Here is a 21,406-nt window from a genome sequence, read left to right on the forward strand (position 1 = left end):
TTTCAGCTTATATTAATTGTATAAAAAATCCCCGCACAAATTTTCTGCACGGGGACATATAGTATAATAGGGGTATTAAACGGTAAGCGTTTCTTGTCCTTTTTCCCAGTTGCAAGGGCAAAGCTCATCTGTTTGTAACCCATCAAGTACACGTAAAACTTCTTTAACATTACGACCAACGCTTAAGTCGTTAACTGATACCCAGCGGATGATACCGGTAGGATCGATAATGAAAGTAGCACGGTAGGCAATTTTTTCGGTTGGCTCTAATATACCCAGGTCTTCTGCCAATGATTTTGAAGTATCAGCAAGCATCGGGAATTTCAGATCGCGCAAATCATCATGATCACGTCTCCAGGCAGCATGCACAAATTCAGAATCTGTAGAAGCACCAATTAAACGGGTTTCACGATCACGGAACTCACCATAGTTTTTGTTGAATTCAGCAATTTCTGTTGGGCACACAAAAGTGAAATCTTTTGGCCACCAGAACATTACAGTCCACACGTTATCGTCATTTACCAGGTACTCAGAAGTTAGTGTTTCAAACTCTTTACCTTTTTCAAGACTTACTACAGCAGTTTTAGAAAATTGAGGGAATTTTTGTCCTATCGTTAACATATTAGCTCTTTTTTTATTATTTCCGCAAATATAGAACTTTTAGAGTGTGCGATCCATTCTTAAAATCTATGTCTCATAGATTTTATTTATACATTACATTTATTGATATACTTTTTATTTGTTCATTAATATATCCTGTAAAAAATTCCCATTTCATAAAAAAAGCGACGCCTGGAGCGCCGCTTTTTACGAATATAAAAATGCGCTACAATATAAACTTAGTACTCAGGAAATTGGAATCGCTGCCGTTCACAATTTCATTGATAATTTGTTTATTGGTTTCGTTCAGTTTGGTAGCAACCAATGAGCGTATGGAGAATGCCCGCAGCGCGTCAAATACCGAAAGGGTACCCTCGGCACTGTCTTTACGGCCCGTAAACGGAAACACATCAGGCCCGCGCTGGCACTGGCAGTTGATATTCACTCGGCTTACCAGGTTTACAAACGGATCTATCAGTGATGAGATTTCCTGGGCATCGTTACTGAATATACTCACCTGCATACCGTGCGGCGAATCGATCTGATATTCAATAGGTTCTTCTATCGATTCAAATGGAATAACCGGAATAATCGGGCCAAACTGTTCTTCGCGATACAGCTTCATTTTCTCGTTCACCGGGTAAACTATAGCCGGGTAATAGAACGAAGCCACGCTTTCGCCGCCATTTTCATTGATAATTTTCGCGCCATGCGCTATGGCATCGTCCACCATTTCTGTCAGCGACTCAGCCTTATTCGGCTCAGGCATTGGAGTAAGTTTTACGTCCTTATCCCATGGTAAACCAAATTTCAGTTTGGATACAGCCTCGCTCAGTAGTTTTAAAAACTCATCGGCTATATCTTTATGTACAAATATTACTTTGATAGCTGTACAACGCTGTCCGTTAAATGACAACGCGCCTAAAACACATTCGCTCACAGCCAGTTGCAGATCGGCATTTTTGGTGACGATGGCCGCGTTTTTGGCATCCAGACTTAACACCGCCCGTAAACGGTTTATTTTAGGATGACGCTTTTTCAAGTCGTTAGCCACTTTACTGGAGCCGATAAAAGCCAGCACATTTACTTTACCGGTTTGCATCAGCCCTGGGGTAACCACAGCACCACGGCCATAAACCGTATTCACCACACCTTTAGGGAACGATTCCTGGAAGGCCCTTAACAGCGGGTAGTGCAACAGCGTGCCATGCTTTGGTGGTTTAAATAAAATGGTATTGCCCATAATAAGGGCGGGGATCAGGGTAGTAAAAGTTTCGTTAAGCGGATAGTTGAACGGCCCCATACACAGCACCACACCCAGGGGCGAACGGCGGATCTGGGCAATTAAACCTTCGGCCATTTCAAAGCGGGACGATTTGCGGTCGAGCGCTTTCAAAGCATCAATAGTAGCGTTGATGTACTCGATGGTGCGATCAAATTCCTTTGCCGAATCGCCATATGATTTACCGATCTCCCACATCAGGAGCTTTACCACCAGGCTGCGCTGTTCAATCATTTTATAGATGAAACGCTCCATGCATTTGATGCGGCCATCAATGCTCATGGTAGGCCACTCGCCACGGCCATTATCGTAGGCGGTAATGGCTGCCTCCAGGGCATCGTTGGCTTCTGTTTCGGTGCAAATAGGATAAGTGCCTATTAGCTTGCGTTTAAACCCATCCGGGCCGGGGAAACAAACAGGAGAATACACTTCGGTCACGGGCCCGTTCCAGGGCTTCATCTCTCCATCACACAGGTATTCACGCTGATGCACTTCTGTTATCTGGAATTCGGCCGGTATCTGGCTTTCCTCCACAAATATCGAACTGATCTGGTCTTGAAAACTCATATTATATTGGGGTTAGATTTTCATAAAGGTAAAAAAAGCCAGCTTTCATTAGCAAACCTTTTTAGAGATGACATGCATTATTACCAATTTCATAATTTAAACCTTAACAACGGTGTATTAATCTATCTATTTATCAAAAGTGATGCACATAAAAAGTTAATCCATCAGTAAAACCCGAAAAATCATTTTTTAACTGTCGCGAAACAACCTTTACAGAATCATGATAGCGTTCTACTTCTAAATAATGAAATTGGGGCTTATATTTAGCCGAAATATCCGGTGTTATCTCCTTACGGGACAGGGGTTGATGAGGGCCGCCCCCGCCACCAATCACCAGGAAATCTTTACCCTGCTGGGTAAAATGTTCAAAATTATGTGAGTGGCCCGAGAGAAAAAGAACCCCCTTTTTCGAATTTACAAAAGCAGGAACAAATTTTTGACGTACCAACTCTGATGGCGCTACTACTTTACTGTTGGTATAAGGAGAATGGTGGCAACCAACGATCACCCATTTTACCGCTTCGTCCTGGTCTAAATGGCGCATGGTGTGGGTGTACCAATTATCCTGCTTGTTGATCAGGGAATCCGGCATTTTATTAAAATTCGAATTCAGCAAAACCACGGCTACAGAGTCAACAATCTCTACATAGCCGGCAGGATCGTGCATCGGGAATCTCGACTGAAATTGCGCGGCTCCTTTACGCGCGTTGAACATGAGCTCATGATTACCAAGCAAGGCATAAACGGGGATATGATTTTGCTTACACGCCCGGAGATAGGCATCCATTTTTCGCCATTTGCTGTTTTGATAGCCTAATGATACCACATCGCCCAGTATAAATAAGCTTGAAGGATGGGTATTCATAATGTCCTGAAAAATGAGCTCTGTTGCCCTGGTATTGTGATGTAGTTTGCGGATCACGTGCTCGATCAACAGAGGGGCCTGCGTATCACTCACAAAAGCGATAACCGGCTTTTTCTCCTGGGCCTGAATTGGAGTTATCATACCCAGCCATAGAACATATACACAGAAGTTACGCCATTTGATCATGCTGTTTGGCTTGTACCTTAATATGATACCTTTTATGAAGATACCATATTAAATACAATTCTTTAGCACAATGGCAAGCCCGGCATGGCCGGGCTTTTAAGCCGATTCTTTATACAAAACCATACCGGCGTGGTAAAATATGTTACCGTCAAAATCACCGTCGGCGGTAAAGCCTGTATCATCGAGGTATTCGATATGCCTGCCCCTGATGCTGTAAAAACCGGTGTAGGCTACCTTCCTATTACCACGCCCCTCAACATAACGGCCGTTTGGTAATAACTCATGGCGTATGTAACCATCACTTGTTACCCAAACGCCTATATGTTGATCCTTTTCCATATTTATACTATTGCAGTTGAGGCTGTTAATTCTTTCCAGTTTTCCAGATCGCTTTGAACCGCAGCTATTTTATTATTTGCCGCATTGTAGGCATCCTCGCCCAAAAACAAATTAACCGGCGGGTTTTCTGCATTTACAATTTCAATCATAGCCTCTGCTGCTTTATCCGGATCTCCGGCTTGTTGCTGATCCAATTCGTTCTGGTGCAGGTTTTGCGAAGCGCGCACATTCTGGTAAGCATCTATCTGGTGTTTCGGCGCTACCAATGAGCCTTCTGACAGGAAACTGGTGCGGAAATAACCCGGCTGTACAATGGTTACTTTAATACCAAATGGTTTTACTTCTTCGGCCAGCGATTCTGAAAAGCCATTCACTGCGAACTTGGTAGCACAATAGATGCCGAAACCAGGAAAGCTGCCTGTAAAACCACCTATTGATGATATATTGAGGATATGGCCCGATTGCTGCTCGCGCAGATAAGGCAATGCCTTGCGGATCACGTTTAAGGAACCAAACACGTTCACTTCAAAATTATCACGTGCTTCCTGGTCGGTTAATTCTTCCAGGCCGCCTATAAGTCCATAACCGGCATTGTTAACCACCACATCAATTTTACCAAAGGTGCTTACAGTCAATTCAATGGCTTCCTGCACGCTTTCTTCGTTTTTGATATTCACGGCCAGCGGCAAAAACCGATCGCTATGGTTATCAACCGCTTTGCTCAGATCGCTCAGGTTTCTGGAGGTTGCAGCTACACGGTAGCCTTCGTTTAATAATTTCTTTACTAAGGAGAGTCCCAGACCTTTGGAGGCGCCAGTTACAAACCAAACTTTATTATTGCTCATTTTTTTAATTTTTAGATGTTTTTATAGATAGATACAGGGTTGATAGCATATTATTAAAAATCGGTTGAGCAGGTAAGGTCTTCCCACTCATGGATCTCTTTATACAGCGAATCTAATTTACTTAAAGCCCGGTTGTAAGCATCGCCACCTAACAGCAAATACAGCGGTGGGTTTTCTAAACCAGCTACTTTAATGATAGACGCGGCAGCTTTTTCCGGATCGCCGGCCTGCTCGCCATCCATTTTCAGGTATTGGGCATGAGTTTCCCGTACATCCACATAATCAGCTATTGGATTTTCGGTAAGGCTCAGCGAATCAGATGTCAGGAAATTAGTCCTGAAGGCACCAGGGGCTACTACGGTAATTTTAATACCAAGCGATCTTACATCTGCCGCAAGCACTTCTGATAAACCAACGACGGCGTATTTAGCGGCGCTATAAATAGCAAAACTTGTACCCGGAGCAATTCCTGCAATTGAGGATATGTTAATGATATGGCCCGACCGTTGCTTACGCAGATAAGGCATCACAAACCTGATCACATTGAGGGTGGCAAATACGTTGACATCAAATGCCTGGCGGGTTTCTTTATCGGTCAATTCTTCGATAGCGCCACCTATACCATAGCCGGCATTATTGATCACTACATCTATCTGACCAAAAAATTCATAGGTATGCTGCAGGGCCAGGGATACACTGGCTTCGTTTACCAGATCAACCTGTAGCGGTAAAAAATTATTGTTTTGGGTGTTAACTGCTTTTATTAACTCCTCTTGATTCCTGGAGGTGGCGGCAACAAGCTGACCAGCATCCAGTAATTGTTTAACTAAACTGAGCCCAAATCCTTTGGAGGCACCAGTAATAAACCATACTTTTTTGTTGTTGTCCATTTTTGTTCTAATTGATAGAACAAAGTTAGGTTACCAAGCAGGCCTGTGCATTACGCTAATCAAACCAATGGTTACAAAATTCAAACATTTTGATTTTGTGATGGTGTTTTACTTTTGCTTTGGAGAGGGATATACAGCGAGGTTATAACAAATATAACGAATTGCGCGCATGAAAACAAGCGAATAACAGCAATTCAAAATCACATATCGGAGACGACTCACCCCGCCTGCGCTTCGCTGGGCGACCCTCTCTTCGCCTGCGGCGGAAAGAGGGTAAAACTTTTCTCTCCACGCGTCATTGCGAGGTACGAAGCAATCCCCGACTTACAGATCGGCCCTGTATAGCATAGAGATTGCTTCGTACCTCGCAATGACGCGTGTATTAAAAAGCGATGGCCAGATGAGTCAACTATACCGCGTTTGGAATTAAACATTCCTGAATGACGATGGCGTAAGTTGGGTTTGTTTCTTAAAAAAGTTATTGAAATGCGTAGCCTCTTCAAAACCCAGGCAATAGCCTATTTCTGATATATTCCAGTCGGTGTGTTTGAGGAGCGATTTGGCTTCGCTCAGCAAACGATCGGCAATATGATCGGTGGTGGTTTTGCCGGTGGTTTCGCGGATAGCACGGTTCAGGTGGTTTACGTGTACGGAAAGGCGCTGGGCAAAATCATTAGCCGAGCGCAGGGCAAACCGCTGTGCCGGGTTTTCTATAGGGAACTGACGCTCCAGCAACTCGGTAAACACCGAGGTGATGCGGCTTTTGGCATCGGCGTGTTTATATACATTTTCTGATGGCTGGGTTTTGAGGGCATAATAGGCCACTTCGGTCACGTAATTGCGGATCAGGTCGTACTTAAAATCGTAATCGGAGCCTATTTCATCCATCATTTTGGTGAACAATCCGGTCACATAACGGTCCTGGTCATCATTCAGGCTGTATACAGGCTTGGCACCCAGGGCAAACATCGGCAGTTCGCCCAGACCACCCCGGAAACGTTCAGTAAAGAAAGCTTCGGTAAAAATGCAGAAGAAACCCGTACGATCATCAGACATATTCTCAAAGGTATAGGGCACATGCGGACTAAAAAACATGAGCGAAGTGCCCGACAGCGTAATGCTTTTATCGGCATAATGGATAATGTTTTCACCACGCATCAAACTGATCTTATAAAAGCTCCTGCGGCTATAGGTAACCGGTTTGGCGTTGGGGCCAATGCAGTCCTCAATCCTGAAAACGTTAAAGTGACCTATGTTTTGCTGCAGGTTATCGGGCAGCCAGTCAAATTTGTTCTTGTAAAAATCTTCGAGTGTTTCTGTTGCCATACCCAAAGTTACAAAATTCAAACACAGGCACAAATCAGCATTGTCTACCCAAGGTCATTTTGACCCTGTATTTTAACAAATTTTAACACTTTTTGAGCCACTTTATCTCCGAAACCTGTTTAAAAACAGGCCATTTAACACTTTTAAACAAATTTTAACACAGTTTTAGTGAGGTTTTGATGAGTTGAGATCAGGGTCAGGATATTTTAGAAATCACAAACCGATCCGTTTGGTATGTCGGGAGATTATTTGTTTGCGAAACCCCTTCCTCCCCTTCCCGAGGGAAGGAATCGCACGGGGCTGTTGGATTTTTATGAAATCAACCTTGCGCTCGTTTGCAACGAGTGCTTAACATGGGTTTGCGTTTAAAACGCTATGGCGATGCAATCGCCGCTCCACAATAAGCACTCGTTGCAAACGAGCGCAAGTATATTTTTCGCACAAAAAAAGAGACGCATGTGATGCGTCTCTACATTATTCTTTTATTGATTTCAGACTGCAATTACTCCTGTTCTTCCAGATTGGCAGCTGCGGCTTCATCTAAAAACCAAAGGGTTTCGCCGGCGATGGAATCGATCAGTTGGGCCGGGTATTCTTCAATATCTTCGGCATCTTCCAATACGTGGTGTACCGCGATAGCTTTACCTTCACCATAAACCAGGAACGCGATGTAGCGTGCCTCGTTGATCAGCGGAGCATTCAGCGTAATGCGCCATACCTGCTGATCTTCCAGCCAAACTTCTTTTACACCAGGTTTAGTATCATGCAATACCGGTGTATGCGGGAATAAGGAAGCTGTGTGAGAATTATCGCCCAGGCCTAATAATATCAGGTCGAAATTTGGCTCATCCTCATCAAAAAAGGTGCTGATGAGGGTCCAGTATTTGGACGCGGCTTCTGCCGGTTCAAAAGTGGTATCAACAGCATACACATTGGCCGGACTAATGAGCAAAGGCTCAAACAGGGCCTTTTTAGCCATCAGGTAATTACTATCCTTATGATCCTGAGGTACGTTACGCTCATCGCCAAAAAAGAAAAATACCTTTTCCCAGTCCAGCTGGTCGGCGTAGGAAGTAGATGCCAGCAGCTCATACAATTTTTTTGGTGAGCTACCGCCCGATAAAGCTACAGTGAATTTACCCCTCGCGGCGATAGATTCGTTACCTGTTTTAACAAAATAATCTGCCAGGGCAATTAGTACTTCGTCGGCAGTATTAGAAATATTTAATTTCATATATCAATTTGAAAATTTGGCAATTTGAAGATTTGAAAATGAACCATTCAATTTTCAAATTGGCACATCTTCAAATTTTCAAATTACTTATATTAACTTTTCTTCCCATTTACCGGCAGGGTGAACCAGGTAAATCCGTCTCGGGCGATAAGTGCTTCGGCGGCTTCCGGTCCCCATGAATCGGCAGAATAGTTAGGGAAATTCAGGCTCTTTTTATTTTGCCAGGTGCTCAGGATCGGCATAACCAGTTCCCATGCAGCTTCTACCTGGTCGCCACGCATAAACAGGGTTTGGTCGCCCAGCATGGTATCCAGTATCAGCGTTTCATAAGCTTCGGGAGCCTGGTTGGTATAGGTTCCTTTATAGTCAAACACCATATCCACAGCGTTCAGCACCATATCAATTCCCGGGCGTTTGGCCTGCACTTGTAAACGGATGCTCATTTCTGGCTGTATGCTGATGATGAGCCTGTTTTGCTGCCAGCTTTCGGCGGCTTCAGTTGGGAATATCAGGTGAGGTACATCCTTAAACTGGATGGTAATAACAGATGAGGACTGGTGCATGCGTTTACCTGTACGCAGGTAAAACGGCACACCCTGCCAACGCCAGTTATCAATAAAAAATTTGATGGCGGCAAAAGTTTCGGTGTTTGATTCCGGGTTAACTTTTGGTTCTTCGCGGTAGCCGGGAACTTCTTTGCCCTTCATCCAGCCGCTGCCGTACTGGCCCCTAACGGCCGAGTTACGCACTTCGTCAGGACCAAACCTGCGCATGGCTTTTAATACATCAACCTTACGGTCGCGCACTTCGTCGGCATTAAAGCTCACCGGTGGCTCCATGGCTACGTGGCAAAGCAATTGCAACAGGTGATTCTGGATCATATCGCGCATAGCGCCAGACCCATCATAATAGTCACCGCGTTCTTCCACACCCAGTTGCTCAGTCACCGAGATCTGTACGTGCTCAATATAGTTACGGTTCCACAGCGGCTCCATGATCGAGTTTGCAAAGCGGAAAGCCATAATATTCTGAACGGTTTCTTTACCCAGGTAATGATCGATACGATAGATCTGTGATTCGTCAAAAATACCCGACAATAGTTTGTTCAGCTCTTTGGCGGTTTCCAGATCGTGACCGAATGGTTTCTCGATGATGATCCTCACACGCTTTTTATCATCGGCCAATTTGGCTTTTGATATGTTTGAGGCGATAATCGGGAAGAAGTTTGGCGCTACAGCCAGGTAAAATATAACGTTGGCTTTAGCTTTCCAGTCGGCGTTATGTTTTTCGATACGTTTGCCAAACTCTTTGTAGGTTTCAAAATCGTTGGCATCTGATACCTGGTAATAGATGTTATTTACAAAGTCGGCCCATTTTTTCTCGTCAACTTTACCGCTGCGCGAAAACTGGTTGATATCGTTATGCAAATTCTCGCGGAATTGCTCGTCGGTCAATTTGGTACGACCGGTACCTATAATGGAATATTGTTTTGGCAGCCATCCATCTAAAAATAGATTATACAGGGCCGGCGCAATTTTCCGTGAATTTAAATCCCCCGTGCCACCAAAAATGATGAATATAGTAGGATCTGATTTAGTTTGTGTGCTCATTGTTGTTTTTTCTTAGTATCAAGTAGTTAGTATCAAGTATCACGACTTTTTTTAAGTGGCGAGGCTTTTTTGCAAGCCATATACCATTTTCTGTATATCTGTAATTATTGTACTGGTTTCATCCAGTTTTTCCTGGCTTATATAGTTAAATTCTTTAGCAATAATCAATTGCGTCTCCAATTCAAAGGAAGATCCTAATGCTATACTTAAAAAGTGGTATAACTCTTTATCCGATCTTCTTCCGCAACCTTCGGCAATATTAGAAGGTATTGAAATAGCCGAGCGTATCATTTGGGAAATCAATCCATATTTTTCTTCGGAAGGTAAAGTTTTGCATAGTTGAAACACAATTTTTGATATTTCGATCCCTGCTTTCCATACTTTCAGTTCCTTGAAATTATGCATTCCTGTCTTGATACTTGATATTAACTCTCTTTATTTATTCGTACTGATTATCAAGCAGTTAGCATCAAGTATCGCGACTCTTAAAACGGCATTTATAGCACATAAAAATCTTGATACTTGATACTAATTCATTCCGCTGCCCATTGTGTATGGAAAGTGCCTTCCTTACCGATCAGCTCATAGGTGTGCGCGCCAAAATAGTCGCGCTGAGCCTGGATCAGGTTTGATGGCATCCTTGCACTGCGGAAAGCATCAAAGTAACTTAATGATGCAGCGTAGGCTGGTGCAGCTACCCCGGCAGCAATAGTTTTTGATAATACTTTTCTGATGCCCGGTACTACGCTTTCCACTATCGCCTGTACGTTGGAATCCAACAGCAGGTGTTCCAGGTTAGCATCTTTTTCGTAAGCTTTAAATATATCGTTCAGGAATTTTGAACGGATGATACAACCGCCTCTCCAGATCTTGGCAATTTCGCCCAGGTGCAGATCATATTTATACTCTGCCGACGCGTTTGACAGCAAATGCATGCCCTGCGCGTAGCTGATGATCATGGTGAAATAGAATGCCTGCTCTAAAGCTGCTATCAACTCGGCTTTGTCGCCATCAAGTACTATCGCATCTTTAGCGTAAAGCTTTGCGGCTTTTTCGCGCAGTTGTTTGTATTTTGAAAGGTCGCGCATAGATACCGCGGTATCTACTGTAGGGATAGGAGCCTGCAGGTCCATAGCTACTTGTGATGTCCATTTACCGGTACCTTTGGCACGGGCTTCGTCCTTAATATCATCTAACAATAAATGATCGGTTCCCGGCGCTTTGAATTTGAAAATATCTTTGGTAATGTCCAGCAGGAATGATTGCAGCCTGCCTTCGTTCCACTCGGCGAAAATTTTACCGATCTCGTCGTTGTGGAGTTTTAAGCCTTTTTTCAGGATCTCATAGGTTTCAGCTATCAATTGCATAATACCATACTCAATACCGTTGTGTACCATTTTAACAAAGTGACCAGATGCACCCGGACCAATATAGGTTACGCAAGGTACGCCATCAACTTTGGCAGCAATGGCCTCAAAAATAGGCTTCATTACGTTGTAGGCATCTTTATCGCCACCCGGCATCATGCTCGGGCCACGACGCGCGCCTTCTTCGCCACCAGAAACACCCATGCCAAAGAAATGCAGGCCAATAGCTTCCAGTTCTTCTACACGACGGTTGGTATCGGTAAAGTGCGAGTTACCGCCGTCGATCAATATATCGCCTTTCTCCAATAGTGGAGTTAGTTCTTCAATTACACTATCCACAATTTTACCTGCCGGTACCAGCATCATGATGGCACGCGGTGTAGTTAAACTCTGGACAAATTCTTTTACATCTCCAAATCCTTTGGCGGCACGGTCGCCGGCTTCATCGTTCAGTGATGCTACTTTAGCGGCATCTTTATCATGCCCGGCTACTGCAAAACCATGGTCGGCCATGTTCAGCAGCAAGCTGCGGCCCATAACGCCCAGGCCTATCATACCGAAAGCATATTTATCGTTTGTTGCGCTCATTTTATTGTTTTAGTTTATTGGTTCAATGTTAGTTATTTGGCCTCACCTAAATCCTCTCCAAAGGAGAGGACTTTGACTTCATACTTTTGAACCCTCTCCTTTGGAGAGGGCAGGGTGAGGCTTAATGACCTCCATTTTCTTTTTTTAGATCTTCTAATATTTTTTTGGTGGTCTCGAAGTCGGCGTGCTGGAACGAGTGGATCCCCAGTTTCTGGGCTGTATTCACAAACATGATACGATCGTCAAAATACACACATTGCTGCGGCGAAGCCTGGGCTATGCCCAAACCCAACTGCCAGATACCCGGATCGGGCTTGCGCATTTTAACCTCGCACGATGATACAAAAGCATCAAAGCACTCATGAAGTTTGAATTTTTTAACCCGGTAATCGTTCAGCTCCTTGCCTTCGTTGTTAAGCGATATGATACGGAAACCGCAGTCTTTTTTCCACTCTTTAAGCCAGGCCAGTGTTTCGCCCAGTTCAACAGATTGGGCGTACATGAACTCCTTAAAATCCTCACGAACAAAATCGCGCGGATGGTTAAAAACTACCGTATCCAGGTATTGATCAAGCGTGATACTGCCAATTTCGTATACGTTGAAAATGAAATTGTGCAGCTCGTTTACTTCGGCCTGATCAAGACCAAATTTTTCGCAGGCAAGCTTACGCGAATCGCGCCCCCAGCCGTTGGTGAGCAAAATGCCACCAACGTCAAAAAAGAGGATTTTAATATTTGCTGCTTCCATGGGGCAATTAGCTTACTTTGCTTTTTTGCTCCTCGATAGCGTTTAATAATTTTTCAAACGGCTTGTTGAATTTTTCGATGCCTTCGTCTTCCAGTTGCTGGGTGATGGCGTCCAGGTCAATTCCAAGATCTTTTAGTTTAGCCAAAGTAGCGGTTGCTTTATCCAAACCACCTTCCAGTGTGTTTGCAGCAATACCATGATCGCGGAAAGCGTCAACTGTTTCCAAAGGAACGGTATCCACAGTATCCGGACCGATAAGGGCCTCTACATATTTGGTGTCTTTGAAAGCAGGGTTTTTGCTGCCGGTACTTGCCCAAAGCAAACGTTGTGGCTGAGCGCCTTTAGCGGCCAGTTTTTTCCATCTTTCGGTGCTGAACACTCTTTTGTAAATTTCGTATGCTTTTTTAGCAGAAGCGATAGCTACTTCACCAACCAGGTCTTTTTCGCCTTTAGCTTCCAGCAACGGATCAACAATAACGTCGATACGGCTCAGGAAGAAACTGGCTACTGATGCAATATGAGCGATTTCATGACCTGCAGCCAAATGATCCTCTAAACCAGAAATGTAGGCTTCGGTAACAGCTTCATAACGCTCTAAACCAAATAATAAGGTTACGTTGATGTTGATACCTTTGGCGATTGACTGTCTGATAGCCGCTAAACCAGGTTGAGTTCCCGGAATTTTGATCATCACATTGTTACGGTCAACTTTTTTCCAAAGCTCTTCGGCTTGTTTGGCTGTACCTTCGGTATCCAAAGCTAAAAACGGAGAAACTTCCAGGCTCACATAACCATCTACTTTGTTCGATTCGGTGTAGATACCTTTAAACAGGTCGGTTGCCTGTTGAATATCTTTTACAGCAAGACCAAAAAACAGCTGTTCGTTGTCGTCAGTAGTTTTTGACAGCTCTACAATATCGTTATCATAATCGGAGCTGCTGGTGATGGCTTTTTCAAAAATGGCCGGGTTTGAGGTTACGCCTCTAACGCCATCTTCGTCGATCAGTTTTTTTAACTTTCCGGATGCCATGATCTCACGATCAATAAAATCAAGCCAGATGCTTTGTCCGAAACTATGTATTTGCTTTACATTATTAGTTGCCATTTTATTAGGTTGTTTTAAAGTTCACTATTTAATTAACGAGGCAGATGTATTATTTGTGCATATGGCGGTTTTACCTCCCAAACCGCCTGCATTTGTATTGATAAGTTAAAGTTCCTAATTTATATTGTAAAATAGGTAACCTGAGTATCATTGTTTGATCTCCTCATGTATAGGAGACGCAATTATGCATCTCTACAACAAAAATCAAACGTAGGGACGCATAATTGCGTCTCCTTTTGCTAAGTATTCGAAGCCATCAAAATCTGCAGGTTGTAGCCTATAAAAAGCCCGCTTTCAATAACGCCGGTGATGGATTTGATATCCCGCTCCATTGTGCTGCCGATCTCATCAAATTTGCAATCCAGTATCATGTTGCCGTTCTCGGTAATTATCGGTCCGTCTTTACCTTTTGCAGGGCGAAGCAGGATGCTGTTGGCACCCAGTTGCTGCAGTTCTTTTTCTACATACAACAAGGCCTGCGGAAATACCTCAACCGGAACAGGAAAATTCGAGCCTAATTTAGTTACCATTTTCGAATCGTCAACAATAATATAGCTTACCTTGCTCGAGCTGATGAGCAGTTTCTCCTTGAACATAGCCCCGCCGCGACCCTTGATCAAACTGTTGTTAGGGTCAACCTCGTCGGCACCATCAAACAGCCAGTCGGGTTTGTTTTCGTAAAGGCTAGTTAAAGGCACGCCCAGCTTGCTGCAAAACATGGATAGCTCCAGCGATGTAGGGATGGCCTTTACGTTCAGCTTTTCTTCCTTTATCCGCTTGGCTATAGCAACGAGGGCCAGGTAAGCGGTTGAGCCCGAGCCTACGCCCAGGATGTCACCGTCCTTAACCTTCGCGGCAATTTCATCGGCCACCTTTTGCTTACCGCTAATGTGGGTGATCTCCGACGACCATTCCAGGTTTGTGATTAAATTGCTATTCCAATCCATATTTTAATTAGTATCAAGTAGCTAGTATCAAGTATCAAGACTTTTCATTGTCCTTTTAACTAGTACCAAATATCAAGATGTAAAACATTTTCTTGATACTTGATACTAGCTACTTGATACTAAAGCACTATAACAACGCCTTAGCGCGGGCCACTACGTTATCAACCGTAAAGCCAAAGTGTTTGTACAGGTCTTCTGCCGGTGCCGACTCGCCAAAGGTGGTCATGCCCAGCATATCGCCTTCGTCGGTAGTGTATTTATGCCAGCCCATTGGGGATGCCATTTCTACAGCCAAACGTTTGCGGCTTGCTTTTGGTAATATTTTTTCTTTATAAGCGGCATCCTGTTTCTCGAACAGTTCCCATGATGGGAAACTTACCACACGGGTAGAGATACCTTCTGCTTCCAGTTTTTCCTGGGCCTGCATAATCAATGATACTTCAGAGCCGGTAGCTATCAGGATCAGATCCGGGCCTTTGCTGCCTTCTGATACGATGTAAGCGCCTTTTTCCAGATCGCTGGCTTTACCATATTTATCCTGATCAAGGATAGGCAATGCCTGGCGGGTGAATATCAATACAGTTGGGCCACCTTTTTTCTCGATAGCTACGCGCCACGCATGAGCAGACTCGTTAGCATCAGCCGGGCGGATAACCGTTACGTTAGGGATTACACGTAATGTTGATAAGTGCTCAACAGGCTGGTGGGTTGTACCATCCTCACCTAAACCGATACTATCATGGGTGTAAACAAATATCGGGCTGATTTTCATGATGGCCGCCAAACGGATCGGCGGACGCATATAATCAGAAAATTGCAGGAAGGTAGCGCCAAACGGCAGCAAGCCTTTGGTTAACGACATACCATTTAAAGCCGAACCCATGGCATGCTCACGGATACCAAAGTGGAAGTTACGGCCATGCCTGTCTTCAGAAGTAAATGAAGTATATTCTTTCAGGTTAGTTTCTGTTGATGGTGCCAGATCCGCCGCGCCACCGATCAGGTTAGGCAGACTTGAGGCGATGGCGTTTAATACTTTACCAGATGCCTGGCGGGTTGCCATTTTAGGGTCAGAGCCTTTAAATACCGGCAATTTATCTTTCCAGCCGGCTGGCAGCTCGCCTTTAAAGGCGGCTTCATATTCGGCAGCCAGTTCTGGGTATTTGGCTTTATAGTCGGCAAATAGCTTGTTCCATTTTTCTTCTTTGCCTTCGCCTTTAGCACCTTTTTCGTGGTAGTATTTTAATACTTCATCAGGTACGTTGAATGATTTTTCTGGGTCGAAACCAAAGAATTGTTTCACCAGTTTAATTTCATCGGCACCCAGCGGCGAACCGTGTGAACCTGCAGTACCCGATTTATTTGGGCTGCCATAAGCGATCAATGAACGAACACGGATCAATGATGGTTTTTGTGTTTCTGATTTAGCGTTGATCAAAGCCAGCTCTAAAGCATGGGTATCATTCACGTCTGATACTTCCTGCACCTGCCAGCCGTATGCACGGAAACGGGCGCTTACATCTTCGTTAAAAGCAATGTCGGTGCTGCCTTCTATGGAGATGTGGTTATCATCATACAGGTAAATAAGGTTACCCAGTTGTAAATGACCTGCCAGTGATGCGGCTTCTGATGTTACACCTTCCATCATGTCGCCATCGCTGGTGATCGCATAAATATTATAGTTAAAAAGGTCGAAACCTGGTTTGTTATAGCGTGCTGCCAAATGTTTTTGCGCTATGGCAAAACCTACACCATTAGCAAAGCCTTGTCCCAGCGGACCGGTAGTAACGTCAACACCCGGAGCCAAACCATATTCCGGGTGACCGGCGGTTTTGCTGTTGAGCTGGCGGAATTGTTTAATATCATCTAAACTCAGATCATACCCCGTTAAATACAAAAAGTTGTACTGTAAGATACAGGCGTGCCCTGCCGAAAGGATAAACCTGTCGCGGTTTGCCCAATCAGGGTTTTTAGGATTGTAGTTTAAAAACTTTGTCCATAAAACGTGCCCCATTGGTGCAAGAGCCATCGCGGTTCCCGGGTGACCAGAGTTTGCTTTTTGTACTGCATCGGCCGATAATACCCTTACGGTATCTATCGCCAATTTTTCAATGTCCTTAGAATTTTCCATTGTTAATTCGGTGTTGTATGATTTTATTTAGTTGGTGTTGCTTTTGTGATCCTGCTTTCCGCGTCAGACAGCCATAGTCTTGAGCCGCCCTTTATACCATCGGCATTGGTTACAATCCTCATATTTTTATCCAGCTTAAAAGTAAGCTCATCAGAGTTACCCCCGCCAATATATAAAGTATCGTAATTGAATACAGTTTTTAAAATTTCAAAAACTTTCTGCATCCGCTTGTTCCATCTTTCCTTACCATATTTTTCCAATGCCTTTTCACCGATATACTCATCATAGTTTTTATAGTCTTTAATAGGCAATTGCGACAATTCCAGGTGAGGCAATAAATGGCCATCCATCAGCAAAGCGGTACCAAAACCGGTGCCCAGGGTTATTACCATTTCCAGGCCCTTGCCATCAACCACACCCAGGCCCTGCATATCAGCGTCGTTTACTACCCTGGCTGGTTTACCTAAGGCCTCGCTTAGTTTTTTGCTCAGGTCAAAATCGACCCACAGTTTGGTGTTCAGGTTGGGCGCTGTTTTGATGACGCCATTTTTCACATAGCCTGGAAAACCTACCGATATATAATCATAGGAAGGAAAATCCTTCACCAGTGTTTTAATGGCTTTTATTAAATTTTCGGGACTTGACGGCGCGGGAGTTACAATTTTATCATAATCCATTTTAAGCTCGCCCTTTTCGTTCAGGATGGTGGCTTTGATATGTGACCCACCGATATCGATGGAGAGGACTTTTAATTTGGTTGGCATATTGTTTTTCATTATATAGATTTAACCTGATTTTAGGCACACCTGACAATCAATTTGACCACCTGGTTTCCCCGGGCACGTAAATATCACATTTTTAATAATATCTAATTGTTAAATATGTAATTAACGCAAGTGTAAGTAATACAATAAGCAATCAACATTACAAGGGTAAAGTTAGCGTTGCTTTTTACTTTTCAAACAGAAAATCAAAGTATTTTTACTCAAAAATTGCAAAAACGACATAAAACTCGCTTCCATTAAGAGTTTTTCAATAAAAGATGACTTTGATTAGCTTTTTTTAGCAATTTATCAAACGATTTTATCGTTTTTCCTGACATTAAATACACAAATCATGGCTTTTTTGACCAGGAAGCCATATATCTTCAATTGTAAAGGCGCATCAAGCGTATGATGTTGTTTACCTTGCTCTCGTTTGCAAATGAGCGCAAGATTGAATAGAAACAACCTACACTTGTCATCCTGAACGGAGTGAAGGATCTTCTGCACCATGTATATCTCCGGCTTATCATCCGAAGAAGATCCTTCGTTCCTCAGGATGACAAGGGTAGGTTGCTCTTTGATCTGCGCTATAGCAAGTGCCCCGCTGGTAATATGGGGATCCAGTCGAACAAAATAAACGTTTAAAAGCCGCGGTAAACTGCTTAACTTTCTTGTAAACCTAATACCTCACATTATTACTCATAGGCATGGCCGACGTACTTTTCATTAACCCTTAAAATCAAAATCATGAGTACATCCAATTCAAAAAAGGAATTAAAAGAAGACAAGGTTAATATGGTCAGTAACCCCGATAATCCAGCATCGAAAGCAAAAGAAAATGAAGCCAAGGAAAATCTTTACCCCGATCTCTTCAATTCATGGCAACATGATGGAACCTGGGTAACTCAGGATAGAATCGCCGCGGTTCTATTCCCATCTTTGAAAAGCCAACATCCTGACGAAATTCTCCCGACATCACCGGCTACACCTTCTTCTTCACCTGCTGCGAAAAAAGAGACAGAAGACTAACCTCCCCTGTCACCCTGAAAGGAGTGAAGGATCTATTAATGAATCGACTTGCGCTCGTTTGTAACGAGTGCTTATTGTGGTGCGGCGATTGCATCGCCATAGTGTTTTAAACGCAAACCCATGTTAAGCACTCGTTGCAAACGAGCGCAAGGGAGTAACCTCTTCTTTACTCCGCTACCCTTAATTCCTTTCGCCTGGTCCAAAAGTAAATTGCGAAGCAAACAGATACAGTGGCTATAACCGCCCCAAATTCGTCGGCAAAATACTTGGTCTGCGCATTAGCAACTGTTATTGGGGTAAAAAAACTTTGAATAAAAAGGTTATGGCTGGCATGTAGCATGACTCCGGTCCACAAACTATTTGACTTTAGCCTAAACCAGGCGCAAATGAAACTCATACTTACTACCGCTACCGTAAAGCATGTTAAGCTGTACCAGAAGGGTGTGCCGCCGTTATAGCTTCCCCATATAATTAAAGGATAATGCCACACAGCCCAGATAATCCCACTGATCAAAGAGGTAGAAGTGAAGCCGCTAATTTTACTGAGTTGTGGAACGAGAAAGCCCCGCCATCCTATCTCCTCGCCCAATGCCGTAGACATACTTGCAAAAAAACCCACGACGCCGTTAACCAGGAAAAACAAGGGAATGAAAACACTGTCGGGGAGATTACTCCATCCCAGGGATTGTGCGGCTTCTCTGATGAACTGTTTATTATAGAATCCACCCCATCCCATTATCCAGATAATACCATAGCTGATTGCCGCGTATATCAGCGGCACAAAATAAGCCCATACTTGATATTTCGGTTTCCCCCATTGCCAGGCCAGGCGTGTAAAGTCGAGTTTGAGTATTTTACACGTTAGGTAAGTTGCCAGGGCAGGGCACCACATAATACCGTATCCATATATACGGCCGCCGATACGGCCTGTACCCTGGTGCAGGGTTAATATCCAAACAACAGCACTGAGCAATAAAGTGAGTAAGAGATAAACAAAAATTGACTTCTTGATTTGTGGTTTAGTTTGACTTAATTCCATCTCCAAATATAAATAAGTACACTAATTAGGAAAATAATGGTGATGTCACAATTCCGCTGCCAACAGCAGCCTTCGCTGCCGCAAGCGTCTCGCTTGTGGTAAATTGAATAGTTGAGTTTATTGCAAATCATGGTGACCACAAGCGGGACGCTTTCGGTAGCAGGGAGAATTTTCCTCCAATGTCATCCTGAGGAACGAAGGATCTTCTTCGCATTGAAAGCCAGTAATATACATGATGACGAAGATCCTTCACTCCGTTCAGGATGACAAGTTTTGTAGTGCCAAACGGGCGCAAGGGTGATGCTCTGTTAGCTCCGGAAACTGCTAAAAATAAAGCTATTTGCTTTTCGCGTGTTGTGGCAGTTAAAGCATTGTTCTTTGGTTGGGTGCAGCGCCTTTGTGGTTACGCTATCGGTGTACATAAATTCCTCGTATCCCCAGCCACCTGTTTCGTTAAACTGGGAGCTGTTTTTAACCATTACATCTATCAGCTTTCTTTTGCCCTCGTAAATATCCCCGTTTTTTTGCGGGAGAGATTCCAATACATCAAACACGATGATGGAGCCATCGGCAAACTGACCCGTTTTGTAACCTTCCAGGGCTTTTGGATTGGCGTAGATATGATGAAAACCCGAATGTGACGCGAAAGTGGGGTTGTTAACTGCCGTTTTCACATGCGTCCAGTTCCGGTAACCTTCGGGGATTGAAATACCTTCAGGGCTTTTCTTTTCGGCCCGGCTAAATGAATACATCATGATCACCATCAGGCTTAGCAGGCCTACTATAATTATTTTTTTCATAGGTTTGGGTTTAATTGGCTTTATCAAACTTACAAATATTTGATAATAAACCCATTATGCCAATCCCACCTTTTAAAAGGAGCGCTACAAACAAAAATACATGTTGTATTACTTGTACACTGCTTGATCTTAGCTATCTTTAAATATTCATGATGCTTTTTGTTTCTTCCAAAAAACGCTCTATCTGCTCGCTTGATTTAAGCATTTGCAACATCATGCTCGCCTGTTGTTGAGTATTAGGTATGCGGTAATACATTTGTATTTCTGTACCTGTATATACCGAATTGGTGCTTTTACGTATGGTTTGAAAACCTGCAAAATCATTAAATGAGATGGATTTATCACCCCAACCCAGGGGGCTCGCCCTTTTAATGGTTTGGGCCCCTGTATCAAAAACAATGCGGGTAAAAGCGGCATGGATAAACCCCAGGCCAAAAACCAAACACACTACGATCACCAGTACTAATTTTAGTGTATTTACATCCTTCATCCAGGGATCGATCCATTCATGAATACCAAGGGCCAGGAACAAAATACCAAAAACAATAAGCCCTACTTTTCTACCCTTTATCGTGAAAGAGCCACCTGTATTGGTGTAATATTTATAGGAGGTGATAGGTTGTGGCGCGCTGTCAACCACAGGGCCGTATTGATCCAGATAGCCGTGTATAACCGGCACCACTTGTGCAACAAGGTCCTGTGCATTGGCATCGTTTTTTTTACTGTAGCCCGAAGAAACGAGGATACCTTTACCATACCTGTCTTTTTTTAAAAACATCCTGTAATTATACCCCCCCATTCCGGTAACCACATTAATGCCATAAAGCTCACTCATAGGCACGGTTTTAACCGGGATAAGCCCGAAAAGCTTTTTTTGCATAATGCCCCTTGAACCATCAAACTCCACATAAGTATTTCCGTGCCAAAAAAACAATGCCAGGATCACCACCAGGAAAACAAGGAACGCAACAGAACCAGCTATACTGCCATTTTCATATTTTATATAAAGCAGCATAATACCCACAAAAATGACGCCCAGTACCGTACCGAGGATGTAAGATACTCCATAAGGATAAACAGCTACACGGTTTCCATCTATGGTCCACCGTGTTTTATAAAGTGATTTAAGTGACATGATAGGCTT

General features: G+C 43.6%; 20 protein-coding genes. 1 reads left to right on the forward strand and 19 read right to left on the reverse strand.

The genetic code is table 11. From position 1 onward, the window contains the following. Positions 1-75 precede the first annotated feature (75 nt). The 16 genes from AC57BQ_RS20255 to AC57BQ_RS20330 all read right to left on the reverse strand — a co-directional run bounded on the left by AC57BQ_RS20255 (position 76) and on the right by AC57BQ_RS20330 (position 17,406). Positions 76-621 carry a peroxiredoxin gene (locus AC57BQ_RS20255; protein WP_090470236.1) on the reverse strand — a complete coding sequence of 182 codons (546 nt, stop codon included), beginning with the start codon at positions 619-621 and terminating at the stop codon, positions 76-78. Between the two features lie 205 nt (positions 622-826). Next, positions 827-2,449: an NADP-dependent glyceraldehyde-3-phosphate dehydrogenase gene (locus tag AC57BQ_RS20260; protein ID WP_496407990.1), complete on the reverse strand. Its 1,623-nt coding sequence runs from the start codon at positions 2,447-2,449 to the stop codon at positions 827-829. Positions 2,450-2,582: 133 nt separating this feature from the next. Further along, the gene (locus tag AC57BQ_RS20265; RefSeq protein WP_496407991.1) at positions 2,583-3,455 is read right to left on the reverse strand and encodes a metallophosphoesterase family protein; all 873 of its coding nucleotides are present in this window, start codon (positions 3,453-3,455) and stop codon (positions 2,583-2,585) included. Between the two features lie 141 nt (positions 3,456-3,596). Continuing rightward, positions 3,597-3,839, reverse strand: coding sequence for an Atu4866 domain-containing protein (locus AC57BQ_RS20270; RefSeq protein ID WP_496407992.1), 243 nt, complete (start codon positions 3,837-3,839; stop codon positions 3,597-3,599). Positions 3,840-3,841: 2 nt separating this feature from the next. Continuing rightward, entirely contained in the window at positions 3,842-4,684 is an 843-nt protein-coding gene (locus AC57BQ_RS20275; protein WP_496407993.1) for an SDR family oxidoreductase, read from the reverse strand. A 53-nt stretch (positions 4,685-4,737) separates the two neighbouring features. After that, positions 4,738-5,574, reverse strand: a complete 837-nt coding sequence (locus AC57BQ_RS20280; protein ID WP_496407994.1) for an SDR family NAD(P)-dependent oxidoreductase — start codon at positions 5,572-5,574, stop codon at positions 4,738-4,740. A gap of 426 nt (positions 5,575-6,000) precedes the next feature. Beyond that, complete coding sequence (locus tag AC57BQ_RS20285) at positions 6,001-6,900, reverse strand: helix-turn-helix domain-containing protein (protein ID WP_496407995.1); 900 nt, start codon at positions 6,898-6,900, stop codon at positions 6,001-6,003. 502 nt (positions 6,901-7,402) lie between these two features. Further along, on the reverse strand, positions 7,403-8,134 hold the full coding sequence (gene pgl / locus AC57BQ_RS20290; RefSeq protein ID WP_496407996.1) for a 6-phosphogluconolactonase: 732 nt from the start codon (positions 8,132-8,134) through the stop codon (positions 7,403-7,405). A 92-nt stretch (positions 8,135-8,226) separates the two neighbouring features. Further along, positions 8,227-9,744, reverse strand: a complete 1,518-nt coding sequence (zwf, locus tag AC57BQ_RS20295; protein WP_496407997.1) for a glucose-6-phosphate dehydrogenase — start codon at positions 9,742-9,744, stop codon at positions 8,227-8,229. A gap of 51 nt (positions 9,745-9,795) precedes the next feature. After that, positions 9,796-10,149, reverse strand: coding sequence for a four helix bundle protein (locus AC57BQ_RS20300; RefSeq protein WP_496407998.1), 354 nt, complete (start codon positions 10,147-10,149; stop codon positions 9,796-9,798). A gap of 128 nt (positions 10,150-10,277) precedes the next feature. After that, a complete protein-coding gene (gnd, locus tag AC57BQ_RS20305) occupies positions 10,278-11,699 on the reverse strand; it encodes an NADP-dependent phosphogluconate dehydrogenase (protein WP_090470213.1) in 1,422 nt (473 codons plus the stop codon). Between the two features lie 121 nt (positions 11,700-11,820). Beyond that, the gene (locus tag AC57BQ_RS20310; protein ID WP_496407999.1) at positions 11,821-12,447 is read right to left on the reverse strand and encodes an HAD family hydrolase; all 627 of its coding nucleotides are present in this window, start codon (positions 12,445-12,447) and stop codon (positions 11,821-11,823) included. A gap of 7 nt (positions 12,448-12,454) precedes the next feature. Further along, on the reverse strand, positions 12,455-13,552 hold the full coding sequence (gene tal, locus AC57BQ_RS20315) for a transaldolase (protein ID WP_496408000.1): 1,098 nt from the start codon (positions 13,550-13,552) through the stop codon (positions 12,455-12,457). Between the two features lie 239 nt (positions 13,553-13,791). Further along, positions 13,792-14,499: a ribose 5-phosphate isomerase A gene (gene rpiA / locus AC57BQ_RS20320; protein ID WP_496408001.1), complete on the reverse strand. Its 708-nt coding sequence runs from the start codon at positions 14,497-14,499 to the stop codon at positions 13,792-13,794. Positions 14,500-14,626: 127 nt separating this feature from the next. Further along, positions 14,627-16,630: a transketolase gene (gene tkt, locus AC57BQ_RS20325; RefSeq protein ID WP_496408002.1), complete on the reverse strand. Its 2,004-nt coding sequence runs from the start codon at positions 16,628-16,630 to the stop codon at positions 14,627-14,629. 23 nt (positions 16,631-16,653) lie between these two features. Further along, complete coding sequence (locus AC57BQ_RS20330; protein WP_496408003.1) at positions 16,654-17,406, reverse strand: ROK family protein; 753 nt, start codon at positions 17,404-17,406, stop codon at positions 16,654-16,656. A 735-nt stretch (positions 17,407-18,141) separates the two neighbouring features. On the opposite strand from AC57BQ_RS20330, the gene AC57BQ_RS20335 reads away from it, so the two are divergent. Continuing rightward, positions 18,142-18,423 carry a hypothetical protein gene (locus AC57BQ_RS20335; protein WP_496408004.1) on the forward strand — a complete coding sequence of 94 codons (282 nt, stop codon included), beginning with the start codon at positions 18,142-18,144 and terminating at the stop codon, positions 18,421-18,423. A gap of 166 nt (positions 18,424-18,589) precedes the next feature. Here the strand turns inward: AC57BQ_RS20335 and AC57BQ_RS20340 are convergent, their stop codons facing one another. The 3 genes from AC57BQ_RS20340 to AC57BQ_RS20350 form a co-directional block, all read right to left on the reverse strand. Then, a complete protein-coding gene (locus AC57BQ_RS20340; protein ID WP_496408005.1) occupies positions 18,590-19,462 on the reverse strand; it encodes a CPBP family intramembrane glutamic endopeptidase in 873 nt (290 codons plus the stop codon). 308 nt (positions 19,463-19,770) lie between these two features. Beyond that, on the reverse strand, positions 19,771-20,262 hold the full coding sequence (locus tag AC57BQ_RS20345) for a cytochrome P460 family protein (RefSeq protein WP_496408006.1): 492 nt from the start codon (positions 20,260-20,262) through the stop codon (positions 19,771-19,773). Between the two features lie 139 nt (positions 20,263-20,401). Further along, positions 20,402-21,397, reverse strand: a complete 996-nt coding sequence (locus tag AC57BQ_RS20350; RefSeq protein WP_496408007.1) for a hypothetical protein — start codon at positions 21,395-21,397, stop codon at positions 20,402-20,404. Positions 21,398-21,406 lie beyond the last annotated feature (9 nt).

It is taken from the genome of Mucilaginibacter sp. BGA-UO-ETr-C110, from assembly GCF_059567985.1.

Bases quoted from the DNA above. Each gene is read 5' to 3' on its own strand.
- pgl (WP_496407996.1), bottom strand. From the start codon at position 8,134: ATGAAATTAAATATTTCTAATACTGCCGACGAAGTACTAATTGCCCTG.
- AC57BQ_RS20310 (WP_496407999.1), bottom strand. From the start codon at position 12,447: ATGGAAGCAGCAAATATTAAAATCCTCTTTTTTGACGTTGGTGGCATT.
- AC57BQ_RS20330 (WP_496408003.1), bottom strand. From the start codon at position 17,406: ATGAAAAACAATATGCCAACCAAATTAAAAGTCCTCTCCATCGATATC.
- AC57BQ_RS20340 (WP_496408005.1), bottom strand. From the start codon at position 19,462: ATGGAATTAAGTCAAACTAAACCACAAATCAAGAAGTCAATTTTTGTT.
- AC57BQ_RS20300 (WP_496407998.1), bottom strand. From the start codon at position 10,149: ATGCATAATTTCAAGGAACTGAAAGTATGGAAAGCAGGGATCGAAATA.
- AC57BQ_RS20265 (WP_496407991.1), bottom strand. From the start codon at position 3,455: ATGATAACTCCAATTCAGGCCCAGGAGAAAAAGCCGGTTATCGCTTTT.
- zwf (WP_496407997.1), bottom strand. From the start codon at position 9,744: ATGAGCACACAAACTAAATCAGATCCTACTATATTCATCATTTTTGGT.
- AC57BQ_RS20350 (WP_496408007.1), bottom strand. From the start codon at position 21,397: ATGTCACTTAAATCACTTTATAAAACACGGTGGACCATAGATGGAAAC.
- AC57BQ_RS20260 (WP_496407990.1), bottom strand. From the start codon at position 2,449: ATGAGTTTTCAAGACCAGATCAGTTCGATATTTGTGGAGGAAAGCCAG.
- AC57BQ_RS20270 (WP_496407992.1), bottom strand. From the start codon at position 3,839: ATGGAAAAGGATCAACATATAGGCGTTTGGGTAACAAGTGATGGTTAC.
- tal (WP_496408000.1), bottom strand. From the start codon at position 13,552: ATGGCAACTAATAATGTAAAGCAAATACATAGTTTCGGACAAAGCATC.
- AC57BQ_RS20285 (WP_496407995.1), bottom strand. From the start codon at position 6,900: ATGGCAACAGAAACACTCGAAGATTTTTACAAGAACAAATTTGACTGG.
- AC57BQ_RS20275 (WP_496407993.1), bottom strand. From the start codon at position 4,684: ATGAGCAATAATAAAGTTTGGTTTGTAACTGGCGCCTCCAAAGGTCTG.
- gnd (WP_090470213.1), bottom strand. From the start codon at position 11,699: ATGAGCGCAACAAACGATAAATATGCTTTCGGTATGATAGGCCTGGGC.
- AC57BQ_RS20335 (WP_496408004.1), top strand. From the start codon at position 18,142: ATGAGTACATCCAATTCAAAAAAGGAATTAAAAGAAGACAAGGTTAAT.
- AC57BQ_RS20255 (WP_090470236.1), bottom strand. From the start codon at position 621: ATGTTAACGATAGGACAAAAATTCCCTCAATTTTCTAAAACTGCTGTA.
- AC57BQ_RS20345 (WP_496408006.1), bottom strand. From the start codon at position 20,262: ATGAAAAAAATAATTATAGTAGGCCTGCTAAGCCTGATGGTGATCATG.
- AC57BQ_RS20280 (WP_496407994.1), bottom strand. From the start codon at position 5,574: ATGGACAACAACAAAAAAGTATGGTTTATTACTGGTGCCTCCAAAGGA.
- rpiA (WP_496408001.1), bottom strand. From the start codon at position 14,499: ATGGATTGGAATAGCAATTTAATCACAAACCTGGAATGGTCGTCGGAG.
- tkt (WP_496408002.1), bottom strand. From the start codon at position 16,630: ATGGAAAATTCTAAGGACATTGAAAAATTGGCGATAGATACCGTAAGG.